The sequence below is a fragment of the Terriglobales bacterium genome (genome assembly GCA_035764005.1).
GTDB lineage: Bacteria > Acidobacteriota > Terriglobia > Terriglobales > Acidobacteriaceae > Gp1-AA112.
The window spans coordinates 1-22,625 of sequence record DASTZZ010000025.1 but is presented as its reverse complement, the minus strand read 5'-3'; the positions used below and the strand labels follow the sequence as shown (position 1 = coordinate 22,625).

At 57.2% G+C, this 22,625-nt stretch carries 20 protein-coding genes; 6 read left to right on the top strand and 14 right to left on the bottom strand.

Annotated features, from left to right (window positions below; genetic code table 11):
• The 7 genes from VFU50_04125 to VFU50_04095 all read right to left on the bottom strand — a co-directional run bounded on the left by VFU50_04125 (nucleotide 1) and on the right by VFU50_04095 (nucleotide 9,822).
• Complete coding sequence (locus tag VFU50_04125) at nucleotides 1-1,422, bottom strand: aspartate kinase (protein HEU5232024.1); 1,422 nt, start codon at nucleotides 1,420-1,422, stop codon at nucleotides 1-3.
• 400 nt (nucleotides 1,423-1,822) lie between these two features.
• The gene (locus VFU50_04120; GenBank protein HEU5232023.1) at nucleotides 1,823-3,628 is read right to left on the bottom strand and encodes an ABC transporter ATP-binding protein; all 1,806 of its coding nucleotides are present in this window, start codon (nucleotides 3,626-3,628) and stop codon (nucleotides 1,823-1,825) included.
• Nucleotides 3,629-3,928: 300 nt separating this feature from the next.
• A complete protein-coding gene (gene cmk / locus VFU50_04115) occupies nucleotides 3,929-4,627 on the bottom strand; it encodes a (d)CMP kinase (GenBank protein HEU5232022.1) in 699 nt (232 codons plus the stop codon).
• Nucleotides 4,620-5,525 carry a hypothetical protein gene (locus VFU50_04110; protein HEU5232021.1) on the bottom strand — a complete coding sequence of 302 codons (906 nt, stop codon included), beginning with the start codon at nucleotides 5,523-5,525 and terminating at the stop codon, nucleotides 4,620-4,622. The genes cmk and VFU50_04110 overlap by 8 nt, the downstream gene beginning before the upstream one ends.
• A gap of 196 nt (nucleotides 5,526-5,721) precedes the next feature.
• Complete coding sequence (mutL, locus tag VFU50_04105; GenBank protein ID HEU5232020.1) at nucleotides 5,722-7,683, bottom strand: DNA mismatch repair endonuclease MutL; 1,962 nt, start codon at nucleotides 7,681-7,683, stop codon at nucleotides 5,722-5,724.
• A gap of 74 nt (nucleotides 7,684-7,757) precedes the next feature.
• Nucleotides 7,758-8,960 carry an amidohydrolase family protein gene (locus VFU50_04100; protein ID HEU5232019.1) on the bottom strand — a complete coding sequence of 401 codons (1,203 nt, stop codon included), beginning with the start codon at nucleotides 8,958-8,960 and terminating at the stop codon, nucleotides 7,758-7,760.
• A gap of 37 nt (nucleotides 8,961-8,997) precedes the next feature.
• Complete coding sequence (locus tag VFU50_04095; GenBank protein HEU5232018.1) at nucleotides 8,998-9,822, bottom strand: dienelactone hydrolase family protein; 825 nt, start codon at nucleotides 9,820-9,822, stop codon at nucleotides 8,998-9,000.
• Between the two features lie 168 nt (nucleotides 9,823-9,990).
• Here VFU50_04095 and VFU50_04090 point away from each other — a divergent pair, with 168 nt between their 5' ends.
• The 3 genes from VFU50_04090 to VFU50_04080 all read left to right on the top strand — a co-directional run bounded on the left by VFU50_04090 (nucleotide 9,991) and on the right by VFU50_04080 (nucleotide 14,418).
• Complete coding sequence (locus VFU50_04090; GenBank protein HEU5232017.1) at nucleotides 9,991-10,680, top strand: TetR/AcrR family transcriptional regulator; 690 nt, start codon at nucleotides 9,991-9,993, stop codon at nucleotides 10,678-10,680.
• A 319-nt stretch (nucleotides 10,681-10,999) separates the two neighbouring features.
• Nucleotides 11,000-11,389, top strand: a complete 390-nt coding sequence (locus VFU50_04085; protein ID HEU5232016.1) for a BlaI/MecI/CopY family transcriptional regulator — start codon at nucleotides 11,000-11,002, stop codon at nucleotides 11,387-11,389.
• A complete protein-coding gene (locus tag VFU50_04080) occupies nucleotides 11,389-14,418 on the top strand; it encodes a M56 family metallopeptidase (protein HEU5232015.1) in 3,030 nt (1,009 codons plus the stop codon). The genes VFU50_04085 and VFU50_04080 overlap by 1 nt, the downstream gene beginning before the upstream one ends.
• A gap of 162 nt (nucleotides 14,419-14,580) precedes the next feature.
• Here VFU50_04080 and VFU50_04075 read toward each other — a convergent pair whose 3' ends face one another.
• Complete coding sequence (locus tag VFU50_04075; protein ID HEU5232014.1) at nucleotides 14,581-14,907, bottom strand: hypothetical protein; 327 nt, start codon at nucleotides 14,905-14,907, stop codon at nucleotides 14,581-14,583.
• A 119-nt stretch (nucleotides 14,908-15,026) separates the two neighbouring features.
• On the opposite strand from VFU50_04075, the gene VFU50_04070 reads away from it, so the two are divergent.
• Nucleotides 15,027-15,662 (top strand): hypothetical protein, encoded by a 636-nt coding sequence (locus tag VFU50_04070; GenBank protein ID HEU5232013.1) that lies wholly within the window; start codon nucleotides 15,027-15,029, stop codon nucleotides 15,660-15,662.
• Nucleotides 15,663-15,666: 4 nt separating this feature from the next.
• Here VFU50_04070 and VFU50_04065 read toward each other — a convergent pair whose 3' ends face one another.
• Both VFU50_04065 and VFU50_04060 read right to left on the bottom strand, forming a co-directional pair.
• Entirely contained in the window at nucleotides 15,667-16,668 is a 1,002-nt protein-coding gene (locus VFU50_04065; protein HEU5232012.1) for a site-2 protease family protein, read from the bottom strand.
• Between the two features lie 42 nt (nucleotides 16,669-16,710).
• The gene (locus VFU50_04060; protein HEU5232011.1) at nucleotides 16,711-16,980 is read right to left on the bottom strand and encodes an HU family DNA-binding protein; all 270 of its coding nucleotides are present in this window, start codon (nucleotides 16,978-16,980) and stop codon (nucleotides 16,711-16,713) included.
• 332 nt (nucleotides 16,981-17,312) lie between these two features.
• Between VFU50_04060 and VFU50_04055 the strand changes: the two genes are divergently transcribed.
• The gene (locus VFU50_04055; GenBank protein HEU5232010.1) at nucleotides 17,313-18,371 is read left to right on the top strand and encodes an L-threonylcarbamoyladenylate synthase; all 1,059 of its coding nucleotides are present in this window, start codon (nucleotides 17,313-17,315) and stop codon (nucleotides 18,369-18,371) included.
• A gap of 195 nt (nucleotides 18,372-18,566) precedes the next feature.
• Here VFU50_04055 and VFU50_04050 read toward each other — a convergent pair whose 3' ends face one another.
• The 4 genes from VFU50_04050 to VFU50_04035 form a co-directional block, all read right to left on the bottom strand.
• Nucleotides 18,567-18,971 (bottom strand): RNA chaperone Hfq, encoded by a 405-nt coding sequence (locus VFU50_04050; protein ID HEU5232009.1) that lies wholly within the window; start codon nucleotides 18,969-18,971, stop codon nucleotides 18,567-18,569.
• Between the two features lie 172 nt (nucleotides 18,972-19,143).
• Nucleotides 19,144-19,524: a c-type cytochrome gene (locus tag VFU50_04045; protein HEU5232008.1), complete on the bottom strand. Its 381-nt coding sequence runs from the start codon at nucleotides 19,522-19,524 to the stop codon at nucleotides 19,144-19,146.
• A gap of 2 nt (nucleotides 19,525-19,526) precedes the next feature.
• On the bottom strand, nucleotides 19,527-20,342 hold the full coding sequence (locus VFU50_04040; GenBank protein HEU5232007.1) for a hypothetical protein: 816 nt from the start codon (nucleotides 20,340-20,342) through the stop codon (nucleotides 19,527-19,529).
• Nucleotides 20,343-20,535: 193 nt separating this feature from the next.
• Nucleotides 20,536-21,657 carry a lysylphosphatidylglycerol synthase transmembrane domain-containing protein gene (locus tag VFU50_04035; GenBank protein HEU5232006.1) on the bottom strand — a complete coding sequence of 374 codons (1,122 nt, stop codon included), beginning with the start codon at nucleotides 21,655-21,657 and terminating at the stop codon, nucleotides 20,536-20,538.
• 318 nt (nucleotides 21,658-21,975) lie between these two features.
• Between VFU50_04035 and VFU50_04030 the strand changes: the two genes are divergently transcribed.
• The coding region (locus VFU50_04030; protein ID HEU5232005.1) for an endo-1,4-beta-xylanase at nucleotides 21,976-22,625 on the top strand (650 nt) is incomplete at its 3' end.

Sequence of the window (22,625 nt, the reverse complement as noted above, 5' to 3'; positions counted from 1 at the left end):
TTATGCCTCCGCCACCTGCAGGGATGGGAGTCCGAAGCTGTCATGCACAATGACTTCCGGACCCGACACGCTCACCGGCGCCGGGAACATCACGCGATGCATGCGGCGAACCGCCTCGTCGGCATGGCTCTCATCAACGACGAAGCTGAGGTTCATGTCGGAGGCCCCGTGAAAGATCATCTTCACCGGCAATCCCGAAAGAGCGCTCAGGGCGCAGGCTGAGATCACCGGATCGCGCGCGACGTTGCGTCCTACTACGGAGACCAGCGCGACGCCTTCGGTAATTTTGACACTGGCAACGCCGTCGAGTGCCTTCGCCAACGACTCTGCAGACTGTGGCGAAGTCAGCAATAACGAGAGATTCGAGCGGGACACCGCCGCGAGATCAACCAGGCAATCCTGCTGCTCGGCGATGGCGAAGATCGAAGAAGTCAACTTGGCGTCGAGTCCCTGCTTGGCAAAAACTTCTGCGAGACGAATGCCGCGTTTACAGGCGATCGAGCGAACGCGCGGCTCGCCATTGCAGTTCACCGTTTCAACGCGAGTGCCGCGGTTCTCCGGATGGCGCGAGTTCAGTACGTAAACGGGAATGCCCTTCTCAACTGCAGGCTGCAGCGTCTTGGGATGCAGCACCTTCGCTCCAAAATGGGCCAGCTCGGCGGCCTCTTCGAAACTGATGGAATCGATGTTCTGGGCGTCAGGACAGATGCGCGGATCAGTGGTCATCATGCCGTTCACATCCGTCCATATCTCGATGCGTTCCGCGCCGAGCGCCGCGCCTACGATCGACGCAGTGAAATCAGAGCCTCCGCGTCCGAGAGTAGTGACGACGCCCTCCTGCGTCGCTCCGATGAAACCTCCCATTACGGGAATGGAACCTTTCTTGACTACAGATTTGAGTCGGGATTGAACCCGGGAGGCAATCACGTCCACGAGGGGAGCGGCGTGAGTGTGATCGTCGTCGGTAACGATCACCTCGCAGGCATCGACGAAGTCTGCCGGCAGATGTCGCTCGCGCAGCGCCTCGCTCACCAGCACGCTCGACCAGCGCTCGCCGAAGCTCAGCAGCCGATCGGAGGTTCGCGGGCTGAGCTCGCTAATCGCGGCCACCGCTCTGAGCAGGGCGGCGACTTCTTCGAACATCGGTTTTAGAATCGCGAGCACCTCCGCCGATCTCCCGTCCAGAAGCGCATGAGCAACTTCGGCGTGGCGCTTTTCCATTGCGTCGAGCAGACGCAGGGCTTCGTCGAGCTTGCCTGCTTTGCTGAGCGCGCCGAGCGATTGCAGTTGGTCGGTAATTCGCGCCAGCGCGCTCACCACAACCACCGGCTGCATGTGCTGCCGATGGCGGACAATCTCTGCAACGCGGCTGATGCTCTCCGCGCATTCCACCGAGGTACCGCCAAACTTCATTACCAGCATGGAGTCCTCCAGTTGCTCCATTCCGCAAAATAAAAAACCCACCGCCGATTCGGCGGTGGGTTTTTGTCTCTTCGGAACTTTTATTGCTTAACTACATCCCTCCGCCGATTCGATTGTGGGCATACTTGTGCGTGTAATTGTAATTTCAATCGAAATTCGGCGAATGGCGTTCATGAATGCAAACATCCTAGAGCAGACTTCGGCAGCCGTCAACTCAGGCGTTAGTTACTATTGGACGCCGTATGATGACAGAGGGATGTTCGGTTTCGGGAAGTGCTTTTGTTTCAGCAGAGTGGGAGCAGATCAGTGCCGTCCGCGGTAGCGGATGGGTGTAACGCGTTGCTGCTGATTCACCCATTCGCTACCGCGAACGGTACTGACTCCGGTGACCATTTAAGGTCTAGGCTGTCGGACTGTATCTCAACAGCGCTTCCATCGAGTCTGGCCTCGCGGCCTGCTCCTCGTTCTGCCAGATCATGTCTTTCAGCTTGCCTTTTTCCATCACCAGCAGCACATCGCAGTTGCGGATGGTGTTTAGACGATGGGCAATGACGAACGCAGTTCGTCCCCGCATGACTTCCTGAAGAGAGGCAATCAGATCGGCTTCGGTGCCGACGTCGAGCGCGCTCGTTGGTTCATCGAGAATAAGAAGAGGAGCATCTTTCAAAAATGCTCGCGCAATGGACAGCCGCTGGCGTTGTCCGCCGGAGAGTCGTGAGCCGCCTTCGCCGATCTTGGTGTCGTAGCCTTGCGGCAGTCCCATAATGAAATCATGGGCATGGGCTGCAGTGGCAGCGGCCACAATATCCGTGCGGCTGGCGTCGAGACGCCCATAAGAAATGTTGTCGGCGATGGTCGCGGAAAAGAGCACCGGCTCCTGGCTGATAATCGCGAGCTGCTGGCGCAGCGCGGCGATGCCAAAGCTATGCAGATCAATGCCGTCAAGCAGGATGCGTCCGCTGCTGGGTTCGTAGAAGCGCGCGAGCAGATTGACGAGCGTGGTCTTGCCCGAGCCGCTTTGGCCTACGATGCCGACCTTTGTGCCTGCGGGAATGCTGAACGATACATCGTCCAGCGCTTTGGTTCCGGAAGCATAGGCGAAGGTGACATCTTCGAAGCTTACCTGGCCTGAAACGCGATCGACCGGCGCATGTAGCGCGTGGCTCTGTCCTAATTCGGGATTCTCTTCGAACAACGCAAACGCGCGCTCCAGGCTCACGCGCCAGGACTGCAATTCTGGAAGCTTGCTGCTGATGATCTGCAGCGGACTGTAGAGCTGCGCAACATATGCCATCACCAGTAACAGATCGCCGAGCGTGATGATGTCCATCTTCACGTGGCGGATTCCGATGAGCAATGCGGCTGCGCTGCCAGCGGCAATCGCGAAGGAGATCAGAAGATGGTAGCCGGCTTGAATCGACGCCAGTCGCAACTGCTCTTTCATGCGCTCGCGGGAGCGCAGGCGGAAACGGCTGTCCTCGAAATCTTCCGTGTTGAAGGCCTTCACCACGCGAATCGAGGCCAGGGCTTCGTTCATCAGCAGCATGGCGGAGCTGTCAAGGCTTTTGACTCCCTGCCAGGCTTTGCGAACTCGCCGGCTGGACCGGCGGGCGGCAATCATCAGTGCCGGCGAAATGACCAGAGCGACCACGGCGATTGACTTATCAATGCGCGCGACGATGTAAAACATTCCGACGAAGGTCAGCACCGAGGTCATCAGCGGCAGCACGCCTTGAATAAAGATGAACTGAATCGCCGGCGCGTCATGCTGAATGCGATAGGCGATGTCGTTTACGCCACGACGGTCGTGCGCGGAAAGACTAAGACGCTGCGCGTGCCAGAAGAGCCGGTTGCGCAGCTCGTAGACAAGGCGCTCGCCCGTGTAGGTCTGCAGCAGCCATGAGGCGAGTGTCTGCAGGTTGCTCAGGATTGCGAGGCCAATCAGCACGATCATCACGACTGCGAGATTGGCCACTTCCGTCCCAGCAAATCTTGCCGGAACCAGACGGTTCAAGATCGGAGCAAGTGGATGAGTTCCAATCACACTGTCGACCGCGATCTTCAGCGGCACAGGCATGAGGATCGAGATCGGCACCGAAAGTACGCCGAGAAGAAAGATCCCGATCAGATGGGCATAGCTTGGCCGGGCCAATTCGAGCAGGCGCTTAAGGAAGACCGAGCGATTGGAATGCGTGCGATTGGGCAATGTCGTTAAAGAGAGCCTCCCGCCACGGCGGGTGATGCCCGTGATCTCAATGATATTTCCCCCAGTGCCCCGATCACATCAGGCCCGCGCCTGAGTTTTGCGTGAGCAATGTGGGAGCAATTACTTAGATCCGCACCGCTCTTCTCTCGTGTGTCAGCACCCGTGTCACGTCGGAGCCAAAGTGCTTACTCAAAACACGCGGAAGCAGAGCTGATGAGTGGCGGGGTCGAAAGAGACTGCGGCGGCCAGATCATGCCATTGCTGCAGGGGGATCTTGGGATCTTCTTCACTGCTACCGTTCTACTCCGGCTGAGCCGATGCCGCCAGCTTCTCTCTGACGATGTTCTCAGCCGCCTCAATCACCTGATCGAGAGTCAGGTCGGTCGAGTCAATCAGCACGGCGTCTCCCGCAGGAACCAATGGCGAGACTGGACGGGTACGGTCGCGCTCGTCTCTCGCGCGCATTTCCGCCAAAACAGCTGCTGAAGGTTCCGAGGTGGGAGCCTGATGAAAGCGACGGCTACCGCGAACTTCCGGAGCGGCGTCGAGAAAGATCTTCACCTCCGCGTTTGGAAATACAGCCGTTCCAATGTCGCGACCCTCCATCACCACTCCCCCGGAAGCTCCGAGGTCGCGCTGCTTGCGCACCATCCATTCGCGGACACCAGGATGGACAGAAACGCGTGAGGCAGCCTCGGTAACATCCTTCTCGCGAATGCGCTGTGACACGTCGGTGTTGTCGAGCTTCACACGATTCCCATCGATCTGCGGCTCAAGCGTAATCTTCGAATTCCAGGCTAGATCGACAAGAGCTTTTTCGTTATCGACGTCGATATCGTTTTCGATGGCCTTCAGTGCGAGCGCCCGGTACATGGCGCCGGTCTCAATATTCAGATAGCCCAGCTTGCGGGCAAGGCGGGAGGCAAGCGTACTTTTGCCGGCGCCGGCGGGTCCGTCAATGGCGATCACCAAACCGCGCGGGGCAGGAGCTTCAGCCATTCCGTCTCCTCAACGCAGTCTGCCGATTTCCCGATTCGGTACGGGCGGGCTGCGGGGTACCGCGAGCCGGGATCTGGGCCACAGTGATCAATGTGCGAGTCTCACTCGGAGTGTACGCAAATTCGCGGGCCGCAAGCAGCGCGCGAACTACCTCGGCCACTCGCGCACGAGAGGTAAAAGCAGAGAAAACGCTTTCAATCTCCTCTTGCGTGGCCGCGATCACTGCTTCGAGATACTTGGAGATCAGACCGGAAAGAGCTTCAGCGTCGGACAGGCGCACGCCTTCGTTCACAGCGTCTGTAGCCCAACGGTAATAGCTGTCCCATGTGTATCCCGTTTCGGGATTGTGATCGATCGGCGTGATCTTGAGAGCTGTCCACAGCTCCTGCAGAGCGCGATCGAGTCCCGCTTCGGACAAAGCGCCGCCGAGTTGTTCCTGAAGCTGCGCGCGCGTAAGTGGTCCGCGTTCTTCGAGCTTTCTGAAGACGTGCTCGGTTAGTGGAGAAGCCTTGCCTCGAGCTCGACTGTGAATCGGTTTTTTGGGTTGGCGGTCGCTGGCCAGTGCATAGAAATAGGGAAAGCTCTCGGATGAGACGATGAGAGTTTCCCCTGAGAGTTGTGCCGGAAACGCGGCTCTCTGCCGCAGCAGTCGCCAGACCAGGTCTTCTGCCTGGCCCGCTCGGGGATCAGAGAATGCCGTCTTTCGCTCCGGCAGTTTGGCGTCTGAGCCGATGAATGCTGCGATGAAGGTCGGCAGCACCGCTGCAGGGCGGATCGGATACATAAGACACATGCCAACGGAATCGACGAACTCGCGAGTGTCTTCCAGCGTGCGGAGCGGTTCGCCATCCACCCGCCATTTCTCGCGCCGAAGATGTTGCAGTTCGAGTTCAGTCATTGTGTCCTGTTGTCATTCCGAACCGCGGTCTTTTGCGGTGAGGAATCCCTATCGTCTTGAAAATTCTTACGCGACCGAACCTTATCTCGACACGCAAGAATCGGGAAATATTCTGGTCCTTTCCGACGAGCACAGGCGTTCGCAGGGATTCCTCACCGCAACAGCAGCGGTTCGGAATGACAAAGCTGCAAACGCTCTAAATTCGCTTAAACGCCCGCTGAATGTCCTTCACAGAATATCTCAGCACCACCGGGCGGCCGTGGGGGCACGACATGGGACACTCTGTCCTCGCCAGCTCCCTCAGCAGCCACTCCATTTTGTTCTGATCGAGCGGCATGTTGACCTTGATGGCCGCGTGACACGCGATCGATGCGGCGATGCGATGACGAACTTCGCCGAGGTTGATCCGCTGCTGCTCGCGCTCGAATTCGACAAGAAGCTCGCCGAGCATCTGCTCGATGTCGCAGCTCTCGACACCGGCCGGGACGGCTTTTACGACAACCGTTCGCGATCCAAACAGTTCCACCTCAAAGCCATTGCGAGTGAGTTCGTCGGAAATTTCCGCAAACACCGCCTGCTGCCCCGGCGTGAGTTCTACAACAATGGGCATCAGCATCTTCTGCACCGGAATGGATTCCGTTTCCCGCTGCTTCAGCACGCGCTCGAAGAGGATGCGCTCGTGAGCAACGTGCTGGTCGATGATCCACAAGCCTTCTTGATTGACGGCCAGAATGAACGAGTCGCGCACTTGTCCCAGCGGGCGCAAAGACGCAAGTTGGGGTGCAATTCCCTGCTCCGCTTCATCGACCTCATTGATGAGTTCGCCACATTGCGACGTCTGGCTGAGCCGTTGACGTTCAAGCTGCTCCACTCCGATTGCAGGTAGATGGGGAGCAGCGCTGATTCCGCTTCCCTCGAGTTCAAAAGCATTGTCGAACTCCAGAGTGGCGGTTCGTGCCGGAAGCACCGGAGCGCTGAGCGCAAACGCCGACACTTCCTGCGCCGCGCCGTCATTTCGCGGCAAGGAGGCGCCGGGTGAGAGCGCCGCAGCGGCAGTGGGCTGGGCAATGATCTCGCGCGTGAACTGCGGAACGGGCCGCGCCTTCATTAGCGCCGCCCGCACGGAATCGCGAACGAAATCGTGAATGAACGTCTGCTGGCGAAAGCGCACTTCCGTCTTCGCGGGATGGACGTTGGCATCGACTTCCGTCGGCGGCAACTCGAGGAACAGCAGGACCACTGGAAAAACGGTTGACGGAATGATGTTGCGATAGGCGTCGGTCAACGCATGCTGGACGAGACGATCGCGCACGAGCCGCTGATTCACGAAGACGAAGATGGAATTGCGATTCAGCTTCTGCAATTCCGGTTTTGAAACAAAGCCGTGCAGCCGAATCTTGCCCGCAACCGGCGGTTCGTAATCTTCTGCGCGCCGCCATGGCGGAGGTTCGGGGATTCCTGCGCGCTCGAGGTCGGTTTCCGCGGCTACCGGTATGAGCTGATCGAGCGTTTCGCGTCCGAAGATCTGATAGAGCCGCTCGGCATGCGTCTTCACGGGGGACGCCGTGAGCATGTTGTGCGTCGCCGAGTGCAATTCGAAGTGCTTGTCCGGATGCGCGAGTGCGTAGTGAGTCACAAGTGACGCTATCTGCGAGAGCTCGGTTGATTCTGAGCGGAGGAATTTCTTGCGTGCCGGAGTATTGAAGAAGAGATCGCGGACCATGATCGCCGTGCCCGGAGGCGCTCCGGTTTCCTCAACTTTAAGCAGCTTCCCGCCCGCGATTTCGAGGCGAGTGCCGGCTTTGTCCTCGGGCTGACACGTTTCTAGTGTGAAGCGGGACACTGAGGCGATCGACGGCAACGCTTCGCCGCGAAAGCCCAGCGTTGCAATATTCAACAGGTCATCAGCATCGTGAATCTTCGAGGTGGCGTGGCGCTCGAAGGCGAGCATGGCGTCGTCTTGTCCCATGCCGCAGCCGTTATCGGCGATAGCAATGAGCTTCCTGCCGCCGCCTTCGACTTCGATGCGGATGCGCGTTGCGCCTGCATCGAGGGAATTCTCGAGCAACTCTTTGACGACGGAGGCTGGCCGCTCAACGACTTCTCCGGCAGCGATCTTGTTCGCGACATTGTCGGAGAGTACGCGAATGCGGCCCATTGGGGGATTTAATCACAGAACCTTGGAAGAGCGAACACGAAGGTCACGAAGGTTGTAAATCAAGGTCACGGGAGCTAACGCTGGTCCCGATACACCTTTCCACTCTTCATGACGAAAACTACATGACGCACGGCTGTGATGTCGGCTGTAGGATTGCCGTCTAGCGCAATGATGTCGGCCTGCATTCCTGCAGCCAAGCTGCCAATTTGATTGTCTAATCCCATCGCTTTAGCGGCCAATGACTGTGCGGAGATCATTGCCTCCATCGGATCTTGTCCGCCGTCGCGTACACGATAGATGAACTCTTCGGCATTGCGCCCGTGAGCGCCTGCTACTGCATCGGTTCCGAAGATGATCTTCAGACCTGGCATGGCGAGAGCGCGCTTGAACATCTGCACGTTGAGCGGGAGAACCTCTTCCATCTTCTGAAAGCCATCTTCGGTGTAGCCGTCGAATCCGAGAAACCTCTCTTTATTATCGAGATAGTTGTGAATCACCAATCCAACCTGCGGATCGAACCATGTCCCCTTGTTTGCCATATCGCGAAGATCATCCTCGGTCGTGAGGCTGCCATGCTCGACTTCCGTGCAGCCCGCATCGGCAGAAGCCTTCACTGCGCTCTTATAGGCGTGCACGATTGAGCGCAGGCCTTGAGCGCGGGCTTCTGCGCATGCGGCTTTGAGCTGCTCGTCGCTGAGAGTCTGGCCACCGCCCTGGCGAATGCTGCGCGAGGCGAAGATCTTCAGCACGTCGGCGCCTTCGGACTTCACTCGGCGGACATATTCACGAATTTGATCCGGAGTCAGCTTTTCGTCGCTGAGCGGATCGATGGCCGTGAGAATTCGCGGACCGGGAACGACGCCGGAGTTGATCGCATCACGAAGCGGCTTATCCTCCGGAGAGCCGAGACTTTGGATGGTTGTGAATCCGGCTTGAAGTGTGCGCCAGGCATTGCCTTCGGCTTCGAGCGCTGCGCGCTCAGGCGATTCGTCCTTTTCTCCGAAGTGTCCATTCGGTCCGAAGTGCCACGTGATGTGAACATGGCTGTCGATCCATCCCGGCATGACGGTCAGATCGCGCAAATCGTAGTCGGCGCGCGGAAACTCAGCGTTTCCTAATTCACGAACAGAGATGATCTTGTCACCGCGAACCTCAATCCGAACTTTATGCAGGACTCGGCCGCGGCCGTCGAATGCCTTGTTGACGTCAATGGTGGTGACACGCTCCTGCGGGAAAGCAGCCAGAGACAGCGCCAGAACAACGAGTAGAGATCTCAATCTCGATTCTCCGCAAAATTCCCATAGACAGGACGGCCTAAGGCATAACCTTCAAATCGCTAGGCCCTTCGGACCGTGTCAGTAATTTTTTCCAGCGATCCCACGCTTCATCGCGAGCTTTTTTATTGCCCTCGCTCGCATCCGGAGCTTCACCGGCGCGCATGAAGCCGTGGCCAGCGCCTTCATAAACTACCGGTTCATACGTCTTCCCTGCGGCAGCCATATCTTCTTTCGCCTGCGGGATCGTGGAATCGATGCGATTGTCGTTGCCAGCGTAGAAACCATAAACCGGCGCAGTGATGTTCTTCATCGCGTCCTTCGCCGGCGGAGGTCCGTAGAAGACGAATGCTGCTTTTAGATCTTTACGGTTGGTAGCGAAGCGGAAGCTTTGTCCTCCGCCCCAGCAGTAACCGGTCACAAATAAGATCTTGTTTGTTGAAGGCAGCTTCAGCGCATAATCGGCGACCGCATTCAGGTCGGCTGTGACCTGATCCGGATTCAAATGACTCACAGCTTCCGTGACTTCGCTCTGGCCGGCAAACGAGTTAGTGCGTCCTCCCTTCGGACCCATTCCCGAAAGGAGATCAGGCGCGATGGCGATGTAGCCGGCTTCCGCGAGCTCGTCTGCCAGCTCCTGCACCCAGTCGGACATGCCGAAGATTTCATGAATCACCAGCACCACCGGACGCTTGTCTTTTGATTCCGGATAGGCGACGAATGCTTCAACGGAACGCCCGTCGTGCTTCACCGTCACCCATTCCCGATGGCGTGGAGATTTCTCCAGCTTCGCCTTCGCCCAGTCCTGCGCGACGAGCGTTGCGGAAAACGTAAACAGCGCAATCAGCAAAAGAACGCGTTTCATGTATACCTCGTCCCAAATAGGAAAATGGACATCGCGGCCAGCGGCCGACGCAAGAGTGTACTACTTCATCTCCGCGAGGCGAAAACGCCAGCAGATCGATGTTTCTGCTGATGATATGGAAATCGCGATTTCCGCCAGTAAAGTGGCATAAAATTGTCGAAGCTGCGCATGACCAGGCTCTCGTCTCCAGACCGGAAGAAGCAGATCCTCGAAGTCGCCACCGAGATGTTTGCGCGATACGGTTTCGACGGCGTCACCACGCGCCAGATCGCCGATTCGGCCGGCATTACTGAGGCCATTGTCTTCCGCCATTTTGGCAGCAAGGATGACCTTTATTGGGAAGTCCTGAGCGCGAAGTGCGCCTCCGGAGATATAAAGCAGCGCCTCGAAGAGAAGCTCGGACGTGATGCGGAGCCCATCGAGATCTTTACCGCCATTGCGCGCGATGTCCTGAATCGGAACTTCCAGGATCCTGGCAAAAGCCGCCTGCTACTCTTCAGCGCCCTCGAAAACCATCGTCTTTCACAGCGCTTTTTCAAGATGTATATGAGCGAGTGGTATGAGCTGCTGGCCTCTTACATTCGCCGGCAAATGGAAGGAGGAAAGTTCCGCAAAGCCGATCCAGTGCTGGCTGCACGCGGATTCATCGGTATGTGCTTCCATCATTATCTTGTTCAGGAGCTCTTCGGCGGAAGCAAGTATCAGAGTTACGATCTCGACGAAGTCGCGCACACAATGGCGGCTCTGTGGCTGACCGGCATCTGCTGCGAGCCAGTCGCCAACTCCGACTCCTCTTCAATCACTACGCAGGCTGCCGCCGAGGATCTCGGCTCACTCTCCATCCCGAAAGAAGTCTAAGCTTCAGACCCTGCGTTCCCGCCACGACTGAAAAACAGGGATATATACAAGGCAGATTTAAGAATTTCCGTTAAACCGTCGAATTCTGCCCGAATCGCAAATTTCCGAGGCAGCAGGGAAAGCGGCAGGGACTTTAGGGAAGACGGGCACCTAACCCGAGTCAGTTCAACGAGGTAGCGGCGCACTTCCCTTGCATCAAGAAACTCGAACAGAGAAGCTTCAGGGAATGGCGAGCGCAAAAAAATCTTGTCCTCTGCCCTTGACACGGGATGCTAACCTGCTAGCATGTGCTAGTGAGTTAGCACTTAGGTAGACCTCAATGACCAAGAACACACAATGGCAATTAGGACGGCGCGAGCGGCAAATTATGGATATTGTCTTCCGTCTAGGACGTGCGTCGGTTTCCCAGGTACATGCGGAACTGCCTGATCCACCGAGCTATTCGGCAGTGCGGGCGATGCTCGGATTTCTGGAAGACAAAGGCTATCTACGCCATGTGCAGGACGGTCTGAAGTACGTGTACTTGCCTACCACTGACCGGAACAAGGCGCGCATTTCGGCGCTGGACCATGTGGTGAAGACCTTCTTCAGCGGATCGGTCACGGAAGCTGCCGCCGCGCTGATCGAACTTCCCGATTCGGAACTGCCGGAAGTAGACCGGCAGAGACTTCTCCAGGCCATTCAGAAAGCTAAGCAGGAGGGACGCTGATGGTTGCGAAGACTACTCACGACTTTGCGCAGTACCTACCCTGGCTAGCCACGATTGCAGTGAAGACGTCGCTGTTGCTGCTGATCGCGCTCGCCGCCGGCCAACTCTTCCGGCGCGCGTCTGCAGCGCTGCGACATCTCGTTTACGTGGCCAGCATCGCCGGAATTCTTCTGCTGCCACTCGCATCCATGCTGTTGCCCGGCCTCAGAGTACCCATTCTGCCGCCAAGCTCGAATACTGCGAAATCCGAACACATCACTTCGGCTGTGGCTGAGAGCAGCTCGCAGGTCATCCTTCCTTCTCAGCCAATCAAAGCTCGGCAGCCGATAGCACGCGCGGCAAAACGCGAAGCCATAACTCCTGCCGCGAACGGCGAAGCTGCCTCGAGCGTTGTCGTATCCCAAGCAGTAGAAACGACGCAGGCAACGACCCACACGACGAATTGGCGTGGGATTCTGGTCATTTTGTGGATCGCTGGATGCGCAGGTTGTTTGCTGCGAATGTTCGTGATTCATCTGCAGCTCGGCAGGCTGCTCAAGAAATCCGTTCCGGTAGATTCGATTCCGCTGTCGTCACACTTGCGCTGGCTATGTCGCGATCTCGGCATCAAGCAAGAAGTCACGTTGTTGGCCAGCCATGACCTCGACGTTCCGATTGCGGTCGGAGCGCTGAGCGCAAAGATTGTTCTCTCGCCTCAGTCCGGCGAGTGGAGCGAGACTCGGCGCAAGGCCGTGCTCTGCCATGAGCTCGCGCACATTAAACGCGGCGACGCATTCACACAATTTCTTGCGTCGCTGGCAGCGGCGGTTTACTGGTTCAATCCGTTGGTATGGATGGTCGCTCGCACCATGCGTGCTGAGCGCGAGCGCGCCTGCGATGACTATGTCCTGGCATACGGCACGGCTGCTTCCGATTACGCGCACGAGTTAGTTGAGATCGTCTCCACGCTGGTTCGGCCACAACCGGCAGCGGCTCTGGCTATGGCGCGGCGTTCGCAGCTCGAGGGGCGCGTAATGGCATTGCTGAACGCGCGCGTAACTCATGGTGTGCCAAGGCGGACAACGAGCCTCGCTTTCATCGGCTTCGTGTTAGGTGTGGCGCTCCCTTTGGCGGCAGCGCGACTTGAAACCCGCCCCGGTCATGAAACTTGGGGAACGCCCCCTCCGGCTGACGCAGCACCCGGGAGTCCTGCTGTCGACATGGCTGCGCCCTTGGCGGAGCCGCCATCTTCACATATCTCGATGGACAACGAAAATTCCGTAATAGGAATTGCGATTTATCCAAATGCAGTCGCTGGCGACCACACGGATGGGCGTGGCACAGTGTCACTCGCCGATGGGGTTCACGTTCATCGCTTGGCAGCAGCGTCATATTTTTCTAATGATGCACCTTCCAAAGTGCTTGAGTTCTACCGCGACCGCCTGAAGAGCTACGGCAAAGTAGTCGAATGCCCAGGCGGAACTAACAGCAAAGTCGATGTGGAGCTCGATGACGAAGCGCTCTCCAGCCCCACCGTTTGCAGGAGAGAAGATTTCGCCCAAAACGGAACTGAATTGAAGGTCACCAAAGCGGAAGACCAACGGATCGTAGTAGTTCAGCCGCATGGGGCCGGATCTGAGATCGCGCTCGTCCGCTATCCCGCCTTACGTGTTGCGGGAGAATTGGGACTAAGAACGGCCGAGTCAATGCGTGGCGGGTTCTCGGGATCGGCATTCGACTGCTTCCACGGAACGGAAGTCAACCAAAGCAGCGTCAACAGTCATACTGAAAACAACGGCCATCGCACGTGGACGGCAACTTGGAGCGGAGATGGTTGCAGCATCGAAGCGCGAGCTGCCGGCGACGTGCGCTTTAGTCCCGAAGCGACTGCGATTGAGAGCATATCCCCTGGCGGTTATTTCGAATTGAGCGAACGTACCGGCGGCGATCTGCGACGCGTTCGCGTTGAGTCTGGCAACGGTGGCCAACTCAACTACGATTACAGCGTCAATGGCTCGAAACACGAGTTCGACGCAGACGCGCGCGCATGGCTCTCGAAACTATTACTCCAGCTGGAGCGCGCGACGGGATTCTCTGCTTCCACGCGCGTCCCGGCCCTGCTGAAGCAAGGCGGTCCGGAAGCTGTCTTGACTGAGATCACGCAGCTGCAGTCCGATTACGTGCGCCAGGTGTACTTCACCAAGTTGTTTGAGAACGCGACTCTGCCTGCGCCTCTGCTGGTGAAAGCTCTCAATCAGGCGCGCGAGGAGATCGGCACCGATTACAGCCTCGCTCAAGTTTTGCTCACGATTGCTCAGCGATACGACCTCAACGACGAAGCGCAGCGAGTGGCATTTCTCAACGGCGCCAACAAATTAGGTACTGACTACGAGCATGCACGTGTGCTGATTGAGCTACTTAAGCGTCCGAACCTGTCGCCCCAGATCGTGCGTGGGACGCTCGAATCCGCCAAGCACATCGGAACCGACTACGAAAAATCGCGAATCCTTACAACTCTCGCCGGACTCAGCACGTTCGATCAAAGTGAAATATCGAGCTATCTTGATCTCGCCAGCAGCATTGGCACCGACTACGAGCATTCGCGCTCACTGATGGCGTTGATGGAGCACCAGAAGCTGACTCCTGAAGCAGTCAGCCAGGTCCTCCGATCGGCCTCGACGATTGGAACCGATTACGAGAAGTCGCGCATACTGCTCTCGGTCAGTGAGTCGCACAACTTCGACGAGAAGCAGATCGCGACATATCTCTCGCTCGTCGATTCGGTGGGAACCGACTACGAGCGCTCCCGCGACCTGATCGCGCTGATCCAGCAACACAAATTGGCCAACGATTCTGTCCTTCGCGTATTGAATGAGACGCAGAAGATCGGGACCGACTACGAGAAAGCACGCGTCTTAACCGAAGCGGCAAAGCAGTATCAGATGCAGGGTGCGTTACGGGATGCGTATATCAAAGCTGCGGACTCGATTGGCACGGAATACGACCGCAATCGCACCCTGGCTGCGATTACTAAGCGGGATATGACGTAATCACCCGTACTGTCATTCCGAACGGATGCGCACGCGTGTATTTCGCGTGCGCTGGAGTGAGGAATCCCTATCGACTCCAATACTCGTGAGGAAACACTATCGAAGATCGTAGGGATTCCTCCGCCAACACCGGGTGTTCGGAATGACAGTACTAGAAGGAAGCTAAGCTGCGTCTTTGTGATCGAGTTCGTGTTCATCCACATCTTTGCCGTGAATTGAAACGATTGGCTTCCGATGGTGGTCCATGTGCCCTGACTCGTCCACGACCGAATGCTCGACCGGCAGGCTTGCGGCTACGGCGTGATCGTCTTCGATAGCTTCACCGTGCAGGCGAGCCTCATCATCTTCGGAGTGCGTACCGCTCTCGGCCATCATGGCGAGGATATTGCCATGAGTGGGGGTATAGAGGTCAAGCGGCGTTGCCTCGTCCGGTTCGAACGGAATCAGCTCTCGATTGGGAATCTTGTCAGCCGCGGGTCTCACCTTCATTTAGATGGTTCGAGATGACCGTTTGGAAACTGCTGGTCAGAGCTGCAGCATCTTTCCGAACTCGGATTGACATCCAAAGTTACCGAGAAGCAGATTTTGCTTCACCTGAGCACCTCTAGATGCCCACCTCGCGAAAGTCGGTCAGAAGAGCAGGCGCTGCGCTGTTCGCCGCAATCTTGAGCGTTCTATTGCTGGCTTCCCTTCTCGCCGCGCAATCGGATCACACGATCATGCTCATGGCCGGTGGAACCTGGCACTTGCACAGACGCATTCCGCTCGGGTCTGAGGTCCTCGTCCTGGAACCCGCCCGTCGCGCGGTTCAAGTCCTCGCGACGGCTGAAGCTCCGCAATTCGAAGGATGGAAACTGGAAAGCCGGCATGAGAATGCCGTTCTACTCGACGTCTCGGGACAGCCGGTTACGGAGTTGCCGCGCATCATCAATTTCCGCGTAACCGTAAGCGCGCGCGACAAAGTAATCGATTCCAATCCCCTGCCGGTGGAAACTACCAAAGATCTCAATCAGTTTCTGCTCGATGTTCATTTTCGGCTTCAGGTTTTTCGCGGCATGCAGATGCGGGAACTTGGGCCGGTTGCGACAAAGATGATCGGCATTCCTGCCGATGAGTTGTCGGACGAACGCATCTACCGCGCCAGCTTCGATCTCGGCAGTGTGCGTCCGGACGACCGCATCGTGCTGCTGGTCACGGATGGCGCGGGCAATCGCATCAGCAAATTTCATCTGGAATTTTTGTGATACGTCATCTCCGATGTATGTGAGCGACAACCCACGGCCGAAGCTGCTCCCAGGGACTGTGGCCGGCGAAAGGCACCAGCGGAAAACTGACAACAAACATCAGGAGCGCGGCGACTCCAAGCAGGCGACGTTTGCGATCGACAGCCGGAAATTGGGGAACAGGAGGATGCTGCATCCATGGCAGCAACAGGACTACCCCCCACAGCAGCCAGCCTCCCCATAAGAAGAAGCCCATGGGAAAGAGAACCGCCGCAGTGAGCAGCGTCGCCAGGCGATGCAAGCGCGGGAAGATGGAATAAACGATGTGACCGCCGTCGAGTTGCCCGGCCGGCAACAGATTAAGTGCCGTTGCCAACATCCCAACCCACGCCGCAATTGCGCTCGGGTGAAGATTCGCCTGTGACAACGGCGTATGCGAAAAGGGATGGAGCGCTCGCCACGTCCACTGAAAAATTAGCGGCAGACCTAGCGGTGATCCGGAGCCGTGTCCCATGGCAGGCGACAAGATCAGCGATCCGACCAAAATAGGAATTGCAACTACAAATCCGGCTATCGGTCCCGCAATGCCGATATCCATCAGAGCGATTCGATCCGGGATGGGAGAGCGAATGCGAATGAAAGCGCCGAAGGTCCCGATCACCGTCGGTGCCGGTAAAAAGAACGGCAGCGTCGCGTAAACGCGGTGGCGCCTGGCGTATACAAAGTGTCCCATCTCGTGCGCCAGAAGGATGCATAAGAGGGCCGCGCTGAAGGGAATGCCGAGCAGTAGACGTGAAGGATGCCGAAGAGTCCACATTACCGGCAACAGATCGTCGTCGGTGGTGAACTGGGGTGCGTCGTTGATGTAGTTGTACTCCAGCCTCGCTCCGACAATCAGAGTGCTGAAGATTGTCGCCAGAAACAGCAACAGGTGCAGCCAATATCTTCGCCTGGTAGGAAAAATGATATGGACGTGATGGGGAGCCGCCGGATCAAGGACCTGAATGGGATAGCCGGAGTCAGACATCAGGATGAGAGAAAAACTTATTCTCCCACATCGTCCTTGTGGCTATTCGATCGACTGCAGCTCTTTGCCGGGCTTGAAGCGCACGGCCTTGCCTGGCGGGATGCTGACTTCCGCGCCGGTGCGGGGATTGCGTCCGATTCCCGTCTTCCGCGGGCGCACGTTGAAGACGCCGAAGCCGCGCAGCTCGATGCGATCGCCGCTGGACAGCGCCTTTTTCATGCTTTCAAAAACAGTCTCGACAGCCATTTCCGCTTTGGTCTTGGTAATGCCGGTCTTGTTCACCACTTCATTGATGATGTCGAGTTTGATCACAAATCGCTCCGCCGACGGTTTTCTGATGCTGGCGCAATTGAAGGCAGATGCTAGAGGAGTAGCGGCTCAAAGTCAACGGCAGGATTCGGAGCTTGGCGCGCCAGGAGTGTTCGCATTTCGCGATTTCGTGATTTCGCGATTTCGTGATTTGGCACACCTAGGAAAGTACACTCCCGCTATAGGCACAGGTTGTGAACGGAGTTGTCGTTTACCCATTCGCTCACCGCGAACGGTACTGACCGTGGCTATTCGCGAAATCACGAAATCGCGAAATCATGAAATTCTGACGACTCGATCTCAGGTCTCCAGTCTCTCTTGTGTATCTTTCTTGCGTGAAGACCCTACGCCTCACGATTCGGTCCGGCGACAAGTTGACTCCTGAAACTCCGGCGGTCGCCGAGTGTGCGGCAATGCTCCGCCGAGGCGGTCTGGTCGCGATTCCCACCGAGACCGTCTATGGACTGGCGGCCAACGCGCTCGATCCTGCCGCGGTGGCGCGCATTTTCGAGGCGAAGGGACGTCCCACGTGGGATCCTCTCATCGTGCATGTTTCAAATTTTGAAATGGTCGGCAGGGTGGCCGTCGAAATTCCCGAAACGGCACAGAAGCTCGCGCAACGCTTTTGGCCAGGACCGCTAACATTACTCTTTAGCAAATCGGCAAATGTTCCGTCGTCGGTAACCGCCGGGCGGGAGACGATCGCGGTCCGTATGCCGGCACATCCGGTTGCGCATGCGCTTATCGCCGCGGCAGATCTGCCGCTGGCGGCTCCGAGCGCAAATCGCTTCGGACGTATCAGCCCAACGACCGCAGAACATGTCGTCACCGAACTCGACGGCCGCATCGATGCTGTGCTCGATGCAGGGCCGACGGAAATCGGAGTTGAATCCACTGTGCTAGACCCGCTGCGCACGCCGCCATTGCTACTTCGACCGGGCGGTGTCACCCGCGAGCAGATAGAAGCCGTTGTCGGTCCAGTGGAGCTCTATTCGCCTCCAGCGCAGGCTGCATCACCCCAGGCTCTCGCCTCTCCGGGGCTCGCGGCAAGGCACTACGCGCCAACCGCACGTCTCGTCTTGATTGATGGCGAACGCGCTGCCCTGCTCAACGCCGTTCGCGACTACGTCGGTTCGGAGGGAGAACGTGGCCAGTACGTCGGAATCATGGCTCCTGACGACTGGATCGATGAGACAACCCTGTCGGCAGGCGGTATTGTTCTCTTTGCCTGGGGATCCTGGGGAGATTGGCAACAGCTCGGAAGAAATTTGTTCGCGGGACTTCGTTACCTCGACAAGCCGGGGGTGAGCATCATATTGTGCCCGCTACCATCGGATGACGGTATGGGCTTGGCTGTACGAGATCGTTTGACTCGTGCGGCGCAGAATTCCTAGTCTCCAGCGCCGTCATTCCGAACCGCCTGTTTTTGGCGATGAGGAATCCCTACAATATTCCAGGCGCAGAGAGCGCGCACTTTAAGGACGTCCAATGATCTCAGAATCAAACGATGGTGCGCTCACACAATAGTTGTGACTATAGGGATTCCTCACCGCAAAACACGCGGTTCGGAATGACAGAGGCGTCCAGAATCATTTCTTCCCGTTCTCGCCGGCTTTGAACATGTACCGAATGCTCTGCTTATAAACGAGCAGATTTGGTTGGCCGCTGCGATTCAGCTTGATGCAATTGCGGTCGTACCAATCGATCCAGCCGTGGATCTCTTCGCCATCTTTCAGCACGACCACCATCGGAGTGCGGACCTGCATCTGCTTTTGGAAGTAGAAGGCTTCGGCGTGCGTCTGCTCCTGGGTATTGCCACGCTTAGGCACGCGCTGCTCGGCGCTGGTTAGAGGTCGATCGCCATTGGGATCGCGACGCTGAGGTACAGAGAGTGCAGGACGAATGAGCTTCCTGCTGATGAAATCATCTTGCACCTGCTCCGGAACCTCTTCCGGCGCGCGGCCCACAGCTGCAGAGTTGGAAAGATCCTTCATTGGCCCTTGTGATCACTCAACCATAACCGCTTTGCGTGCGACATTCCGCGCCACTTTGCGCTGACATTAGCAACAGCTATCTTGCAGCGGGAATACCGGAAAACGGTGATAGGAAGCGGTTCGAATTGCGCTAACCCTATCACACCTGTCGTACTCAGGCAAAGCTGCGTACTCATTCCAGCGACTTTAAGAAGGTGACCAATTGCCAGCGCTGCTCCTCGGGCAAACGACTCCAGGAAGGCATTCCGTTTTTGAGACTGCCATTCTTCAGTAGCCATTCCAGCTCGCCCGGCGTAGCCGTTTTCAATCGTTCAGAATGCAGATTGGGATGCTTGTCCCGCCCCTCCGCCTCCCGTCCATGACAAGCCGCGCAGTTTTGCTGGAATAGCTTCTCTCCTGCGGCCGTGGACTCCGGATCGGCGGCCATGGGATTTGGACGCATGCGCGCCGCCTCCGGAACCTTCATCAGCCACGAGCCGTCTCCGACTTTGGCCACAATAGCGGTTGCTCCAAGCAACAGCACCAATGAGAGCGCGATAATCTTTGTGCGCATCGTCAGTGCCCCCTCAAAGTCGAGGCAATCTGGTTCAGCTCATAGGAAATCCCAAAGCGGAACAGAAATCCATGGCTGTTGTCGTTGAGTCCAAAACCAGGAGAGACCTTGAACGTCGTCCCGCTCGGCATGCGCCACTCTGCAATTGGAGCGAGATAATGCGAGGTGTCGCGAAGTCCGAAGCTGTAGCGCTCTCCCAATCCGCCATACAGCTCGGCGCCGGCCGAGAAGTTCTCGCGACAGAAGATGCACCGCCTGGCTCCCGCTTTCAGAGCTAACGGCCGGCTCGCTCCCAGCGCATACCCGAACTCCCATGGCTCATTGGCAAGATTTTTCTCCGCAATGATGTTCTCCGAGAAGTTCCATCCCCGCACGTTGCTTGAGAGGATCAGTTTCAACTCCGCCTCTCGCTCTCTCTCACTTCGGTCATTCCGTTCAAGGAAGTCCGCGCGACCGTCGTGGCCGACAACTTCGAGCAACGATTTGTCGGCCGAATTGACGTTCTCGAACTCGAGATACAGCACGGGATTAATCCAGTGTTCGCCGAGCAGCGGACGAAAACGATTCTCCCAACGGAAGCCGGTAAAGACCGTGCTCTCGTGAGCTGTGCTTTGTCCGTCGAGGTACAGTTCAGAAGTCCACCAGGCTTTCGCTCCGTATTCAAATTCGAGAGCGTTGCCGATAAATGCATTGCCTCCCGATGGCGATCCGACGACGGACTTCACGCCGACCTCCAGATTTCCTGGTTCTTCCATCTCATGGGAGTAAGTGACGAAATAGGTTTCCTGCGCTGCTGCTGTGATGGCGAAAAGACCCATCGCTATAAGAACCACTGCTAAAGGACACGAACGGGAACGAGATCCTTCCGATTGCATTCTTCCTCAATTGAAAATGAAATTGAAATTCATTTTCAATTAGAGTAGACGGGGGAGACTCAAGCTCCCAAGCTGGATTAACTGAATGGCGAACCGGGAGTGTTGAAAAGCTAAAAGCGAAGAGCGAACACGAAGATCACGAAGGCAACGGATAGAGGTCACGGGGTGGCGCCTCTTGCGAACCCCGCTCTTCCCTCTTTGCGTCGGCATTTGCCTGTGGCATCGAGGAACCGCTGAGGGAGACGTGTGCGCGGCGCGCCAGCACAAGGCCGATCGGAGTCACAGCGTGGAACGACACCAGCCACAGCAAGATGCCGGCGCTCACTGCGAGTTCTCGAGGAAATCCCAGCAGATCGACCATCGCCACGATGGTCGCCAGCTGCGCGCCTCCCCCTACAGCGGGCAATTGCACCAAGCCGCCGATCATGCTGAATCCCATCAGCAGCATGGCCACGGCGTAGGACGCATGATGCATCGATGGATAAGCGCGCAGCGTCGCCACATACGACCATGCCGTAATCACCCAGATTGCGATAGAAGTCAGCGACAGCTGCAGGAACGAGCCCGTGTCCTTAACCGTATTCAGGCCCTCGGCAAAAACTTCGGCTCGGCGCAACACACGCCGGCTCGCTGGAAAACGTAGAGCGACCGCTTTCTCCAGCCAGCGAAATATCCTCTGGCGCGCGCGGCAAACGGCAAAGGCGAGCACAGCCATGCCTACAGTGACTCCCACAGCGATCCACGCCGCAACGCGGAATTGTCTCAAATCGGGAAGGCCGCTGGCGAAGAGGAACGCCACTACCGCCATGGCGATGAACGCACCCATATCGAAGATGCGCTCTACCATCCATACTCCCATTTGCGACGTCATGCTCAGATTGGTGCGACGCGCGATCATGTACGGACGCACCAGTTCTCCCGGACGTCCGAGGAGTGCAAGGCCGGTGAAGCCGATGAGAGTCGGCGAGAACACGTCGCGGAATTCCGCTTCGCGCATGGGACGCAAAAAGATTTGCCAGCGCCAGGCACGCAATGGAAACGTAAGCAGAGAGAGGATCACCGCGATAATCAGCGGAGCCCATGCCAGACCGCTGGTCTCGGCTGTAAATGTTCCCCAATCGAATGTTTGCCAGGAGCGCCACTGAAAGAAGATGAGCAGCCCAATCAATCCAATGACCACTAATGTGATGACCTGCTTGGAATTCAGTCGTCGACGCGGCTGTGGCAGGGTCTGCGCGATAGAAGTCTCCGGCATCATCAACTCTCTTTGCCTTGTTTCTTGTGGATATGGGCTGAGATGCAACTGGGACATGGAGGAATGCCATGCGTACTCTGGAATTTCTGTGTGCGTGTCAATAACCTCCCCCGGTCCGGGGTCGCCGCGAGCTCGACGTTGGCTCGTGGGGTGTAGGTAGCGGACGGGTCATGAACCGCGTCGTCATTCACCCATTCGCTACCGCGAAGGGTACTCACTTTCCAGACAAGCCGACCAGCTTCAAACGATTACGCATTCCTGCGAGAAAACAAGAGGTTCTTAGCTCACATCAGACTGCATAGCTCCTCTCGGGGTCTCATCGTGCAGTCACTCAAATCGAAACACGCCCTGACGACTCTCGTATGCGCTGGAGCCCTGGCGCTGGCATCACTCTCGTGCGGGCGCGGAGTTCCGGGAAGTATTCCGTCCACACTTACCGCGGGTGCTGATGCAAAAGTGACTCAACGATTCGGCATGCACATGCATGACGCTATTCATCACTGGCCGTCGATCACGTTCGGCTATTGGCGCGTGTGGGATGCCGGGGTGAGCTGGCCGCAGATCGAAACCGCGCGTGGACAATATGACTTCAGCCTGATGGATCAGTACGTAGCGCTGGCACAGGAGCACAACATCAAAATGATCTACTGCGCGGGAAATACGCCGCAGTGGACTTCGACCGATCCTTCCCGAGTTGGAACTCAAGGACTTCCGGGCGCGACCGCTCCACCAAGCAACATCCAGGATTGGCAGGACTTCATCACCACCTTCGCGACGCGTTACAAGGGCAAGATCGATGCTTACGAGATCTGGAACGAAGTTGATCTCGATGGCTACTGGACGGGCAGCGTAGGCCAAATGGTGCAGATGGCACAGGTGGCGTACCAAACGATCAAGCAGATCGACCCCAACGCGGTTGTCCTCTCGCCCTCGCTCGTCGCCAGCAACGGCAAGGATTACATGAAGAAGTT

Bases quoted from the DNA above. Each gene is read 5' to 3' on its own strand.
- VFU50_04125 (HEU5232024.1), bottom strand. From the start codon at position 1,422: ATGCTGGTAATGAAGTTTGGCGGTACCTCGGTGGAATGCGCGGAGAGC.
- cmk (HEU5232022.1), bottom strand. From the start codon at position 4,627: ATGGCTGAAGCTCCTGCCCCGCGCGGTTTGGTGATCGCCATTGACGGA.
- VFU50_04110 (HEU5232021.1), bottom strand. From the start codon at position 5,525: ATGACTGAACTCGAACTGCAACATCTTCGGCGCGAGAAATGGCGGGTG.
- mutL (HEU5232020.1), bottom strand. From the start codon at position 7,683: ATGGGCCGCATTCGCGTACTCTCCGACAATGTCGCGAACAAGATCGCT.
- VFU50_04095 (HEU5232018.1), bottom strand. From the start codon at position 9,822: ATGAAACGCGTTCTTTTGCTGATTGCGCTGTTTACGTTTTCCGCAACG.
- VFU50_04090 (HEU5232017.1), top strand. From the start codon at position 9,991: ATGACCAGGCTCTCGTCTCCAGACCGGAAGAAGCAGATCCTCGAAGTC.
- VFU50_04085 (HEU5232016.1), top strand. From the start codon at position 11,000: ATGACCAAGAACACACAATGGCAATTAGGACGGCGCGAGCGGCAAATT.
- VFU50_04080 (HEU5232015.1), top strand. From the start codon at position 11,389: ATGGTTGCGAAGACTACTCACGACTTTGCGCAGTACCTACCCTGGCTA.
- VFU50_04075 (HEU5232014.1), bottom strand. From the start codon at position 14,907: ATGAAGGTGAGACCCGCGGCTGACAAGATTCCCAATCGAGAGCTGATT.
- VFU50_04070 (HEU5232013.1), top strand. From the start codon at position 15,027: ATGCCCACCTCGCGAAAGTCGGTCAGAAGAGCAGGCGCTGCGCTGTTC.
- VFU50_04065 (HEU5232012.1), bottom strand. From the start codon at position 16,668: ATGTCTGACTCCGGCTATCCCATTCAGGTCCTTGATCCGGCGGCTCCC.
- VFU50_04050 (HEU5232009.1), bottom strand. From the start codon at position 18,971: ATGAAGGATCTTTCCAACTCTGCAGCTGTGGGCCGCGCGCCGGAAGAG.
- VFU50_04045 (HEU5232008.1), bottom strand. From the start codon at position 19,524: ATGCGCACAAAGATTATCGCGCTCTCATTGGTGCTGTTGCTTGGAGCA.
- VFU50_04040 (HEU5232007.1), bottom strand. From the start codon at position 20,342: ATGGGTCTTTTCGCCATCACAGCAGCAGCGCAGGAAACCTATTTCGTC.
- VFU50_04035 (HEU5232006.1), bottom strand. From the start codon at position 21,657: ATGATGCCGGAGACTTCTATCGCGCAGACCCTGCCACAGCCGCGTCGA.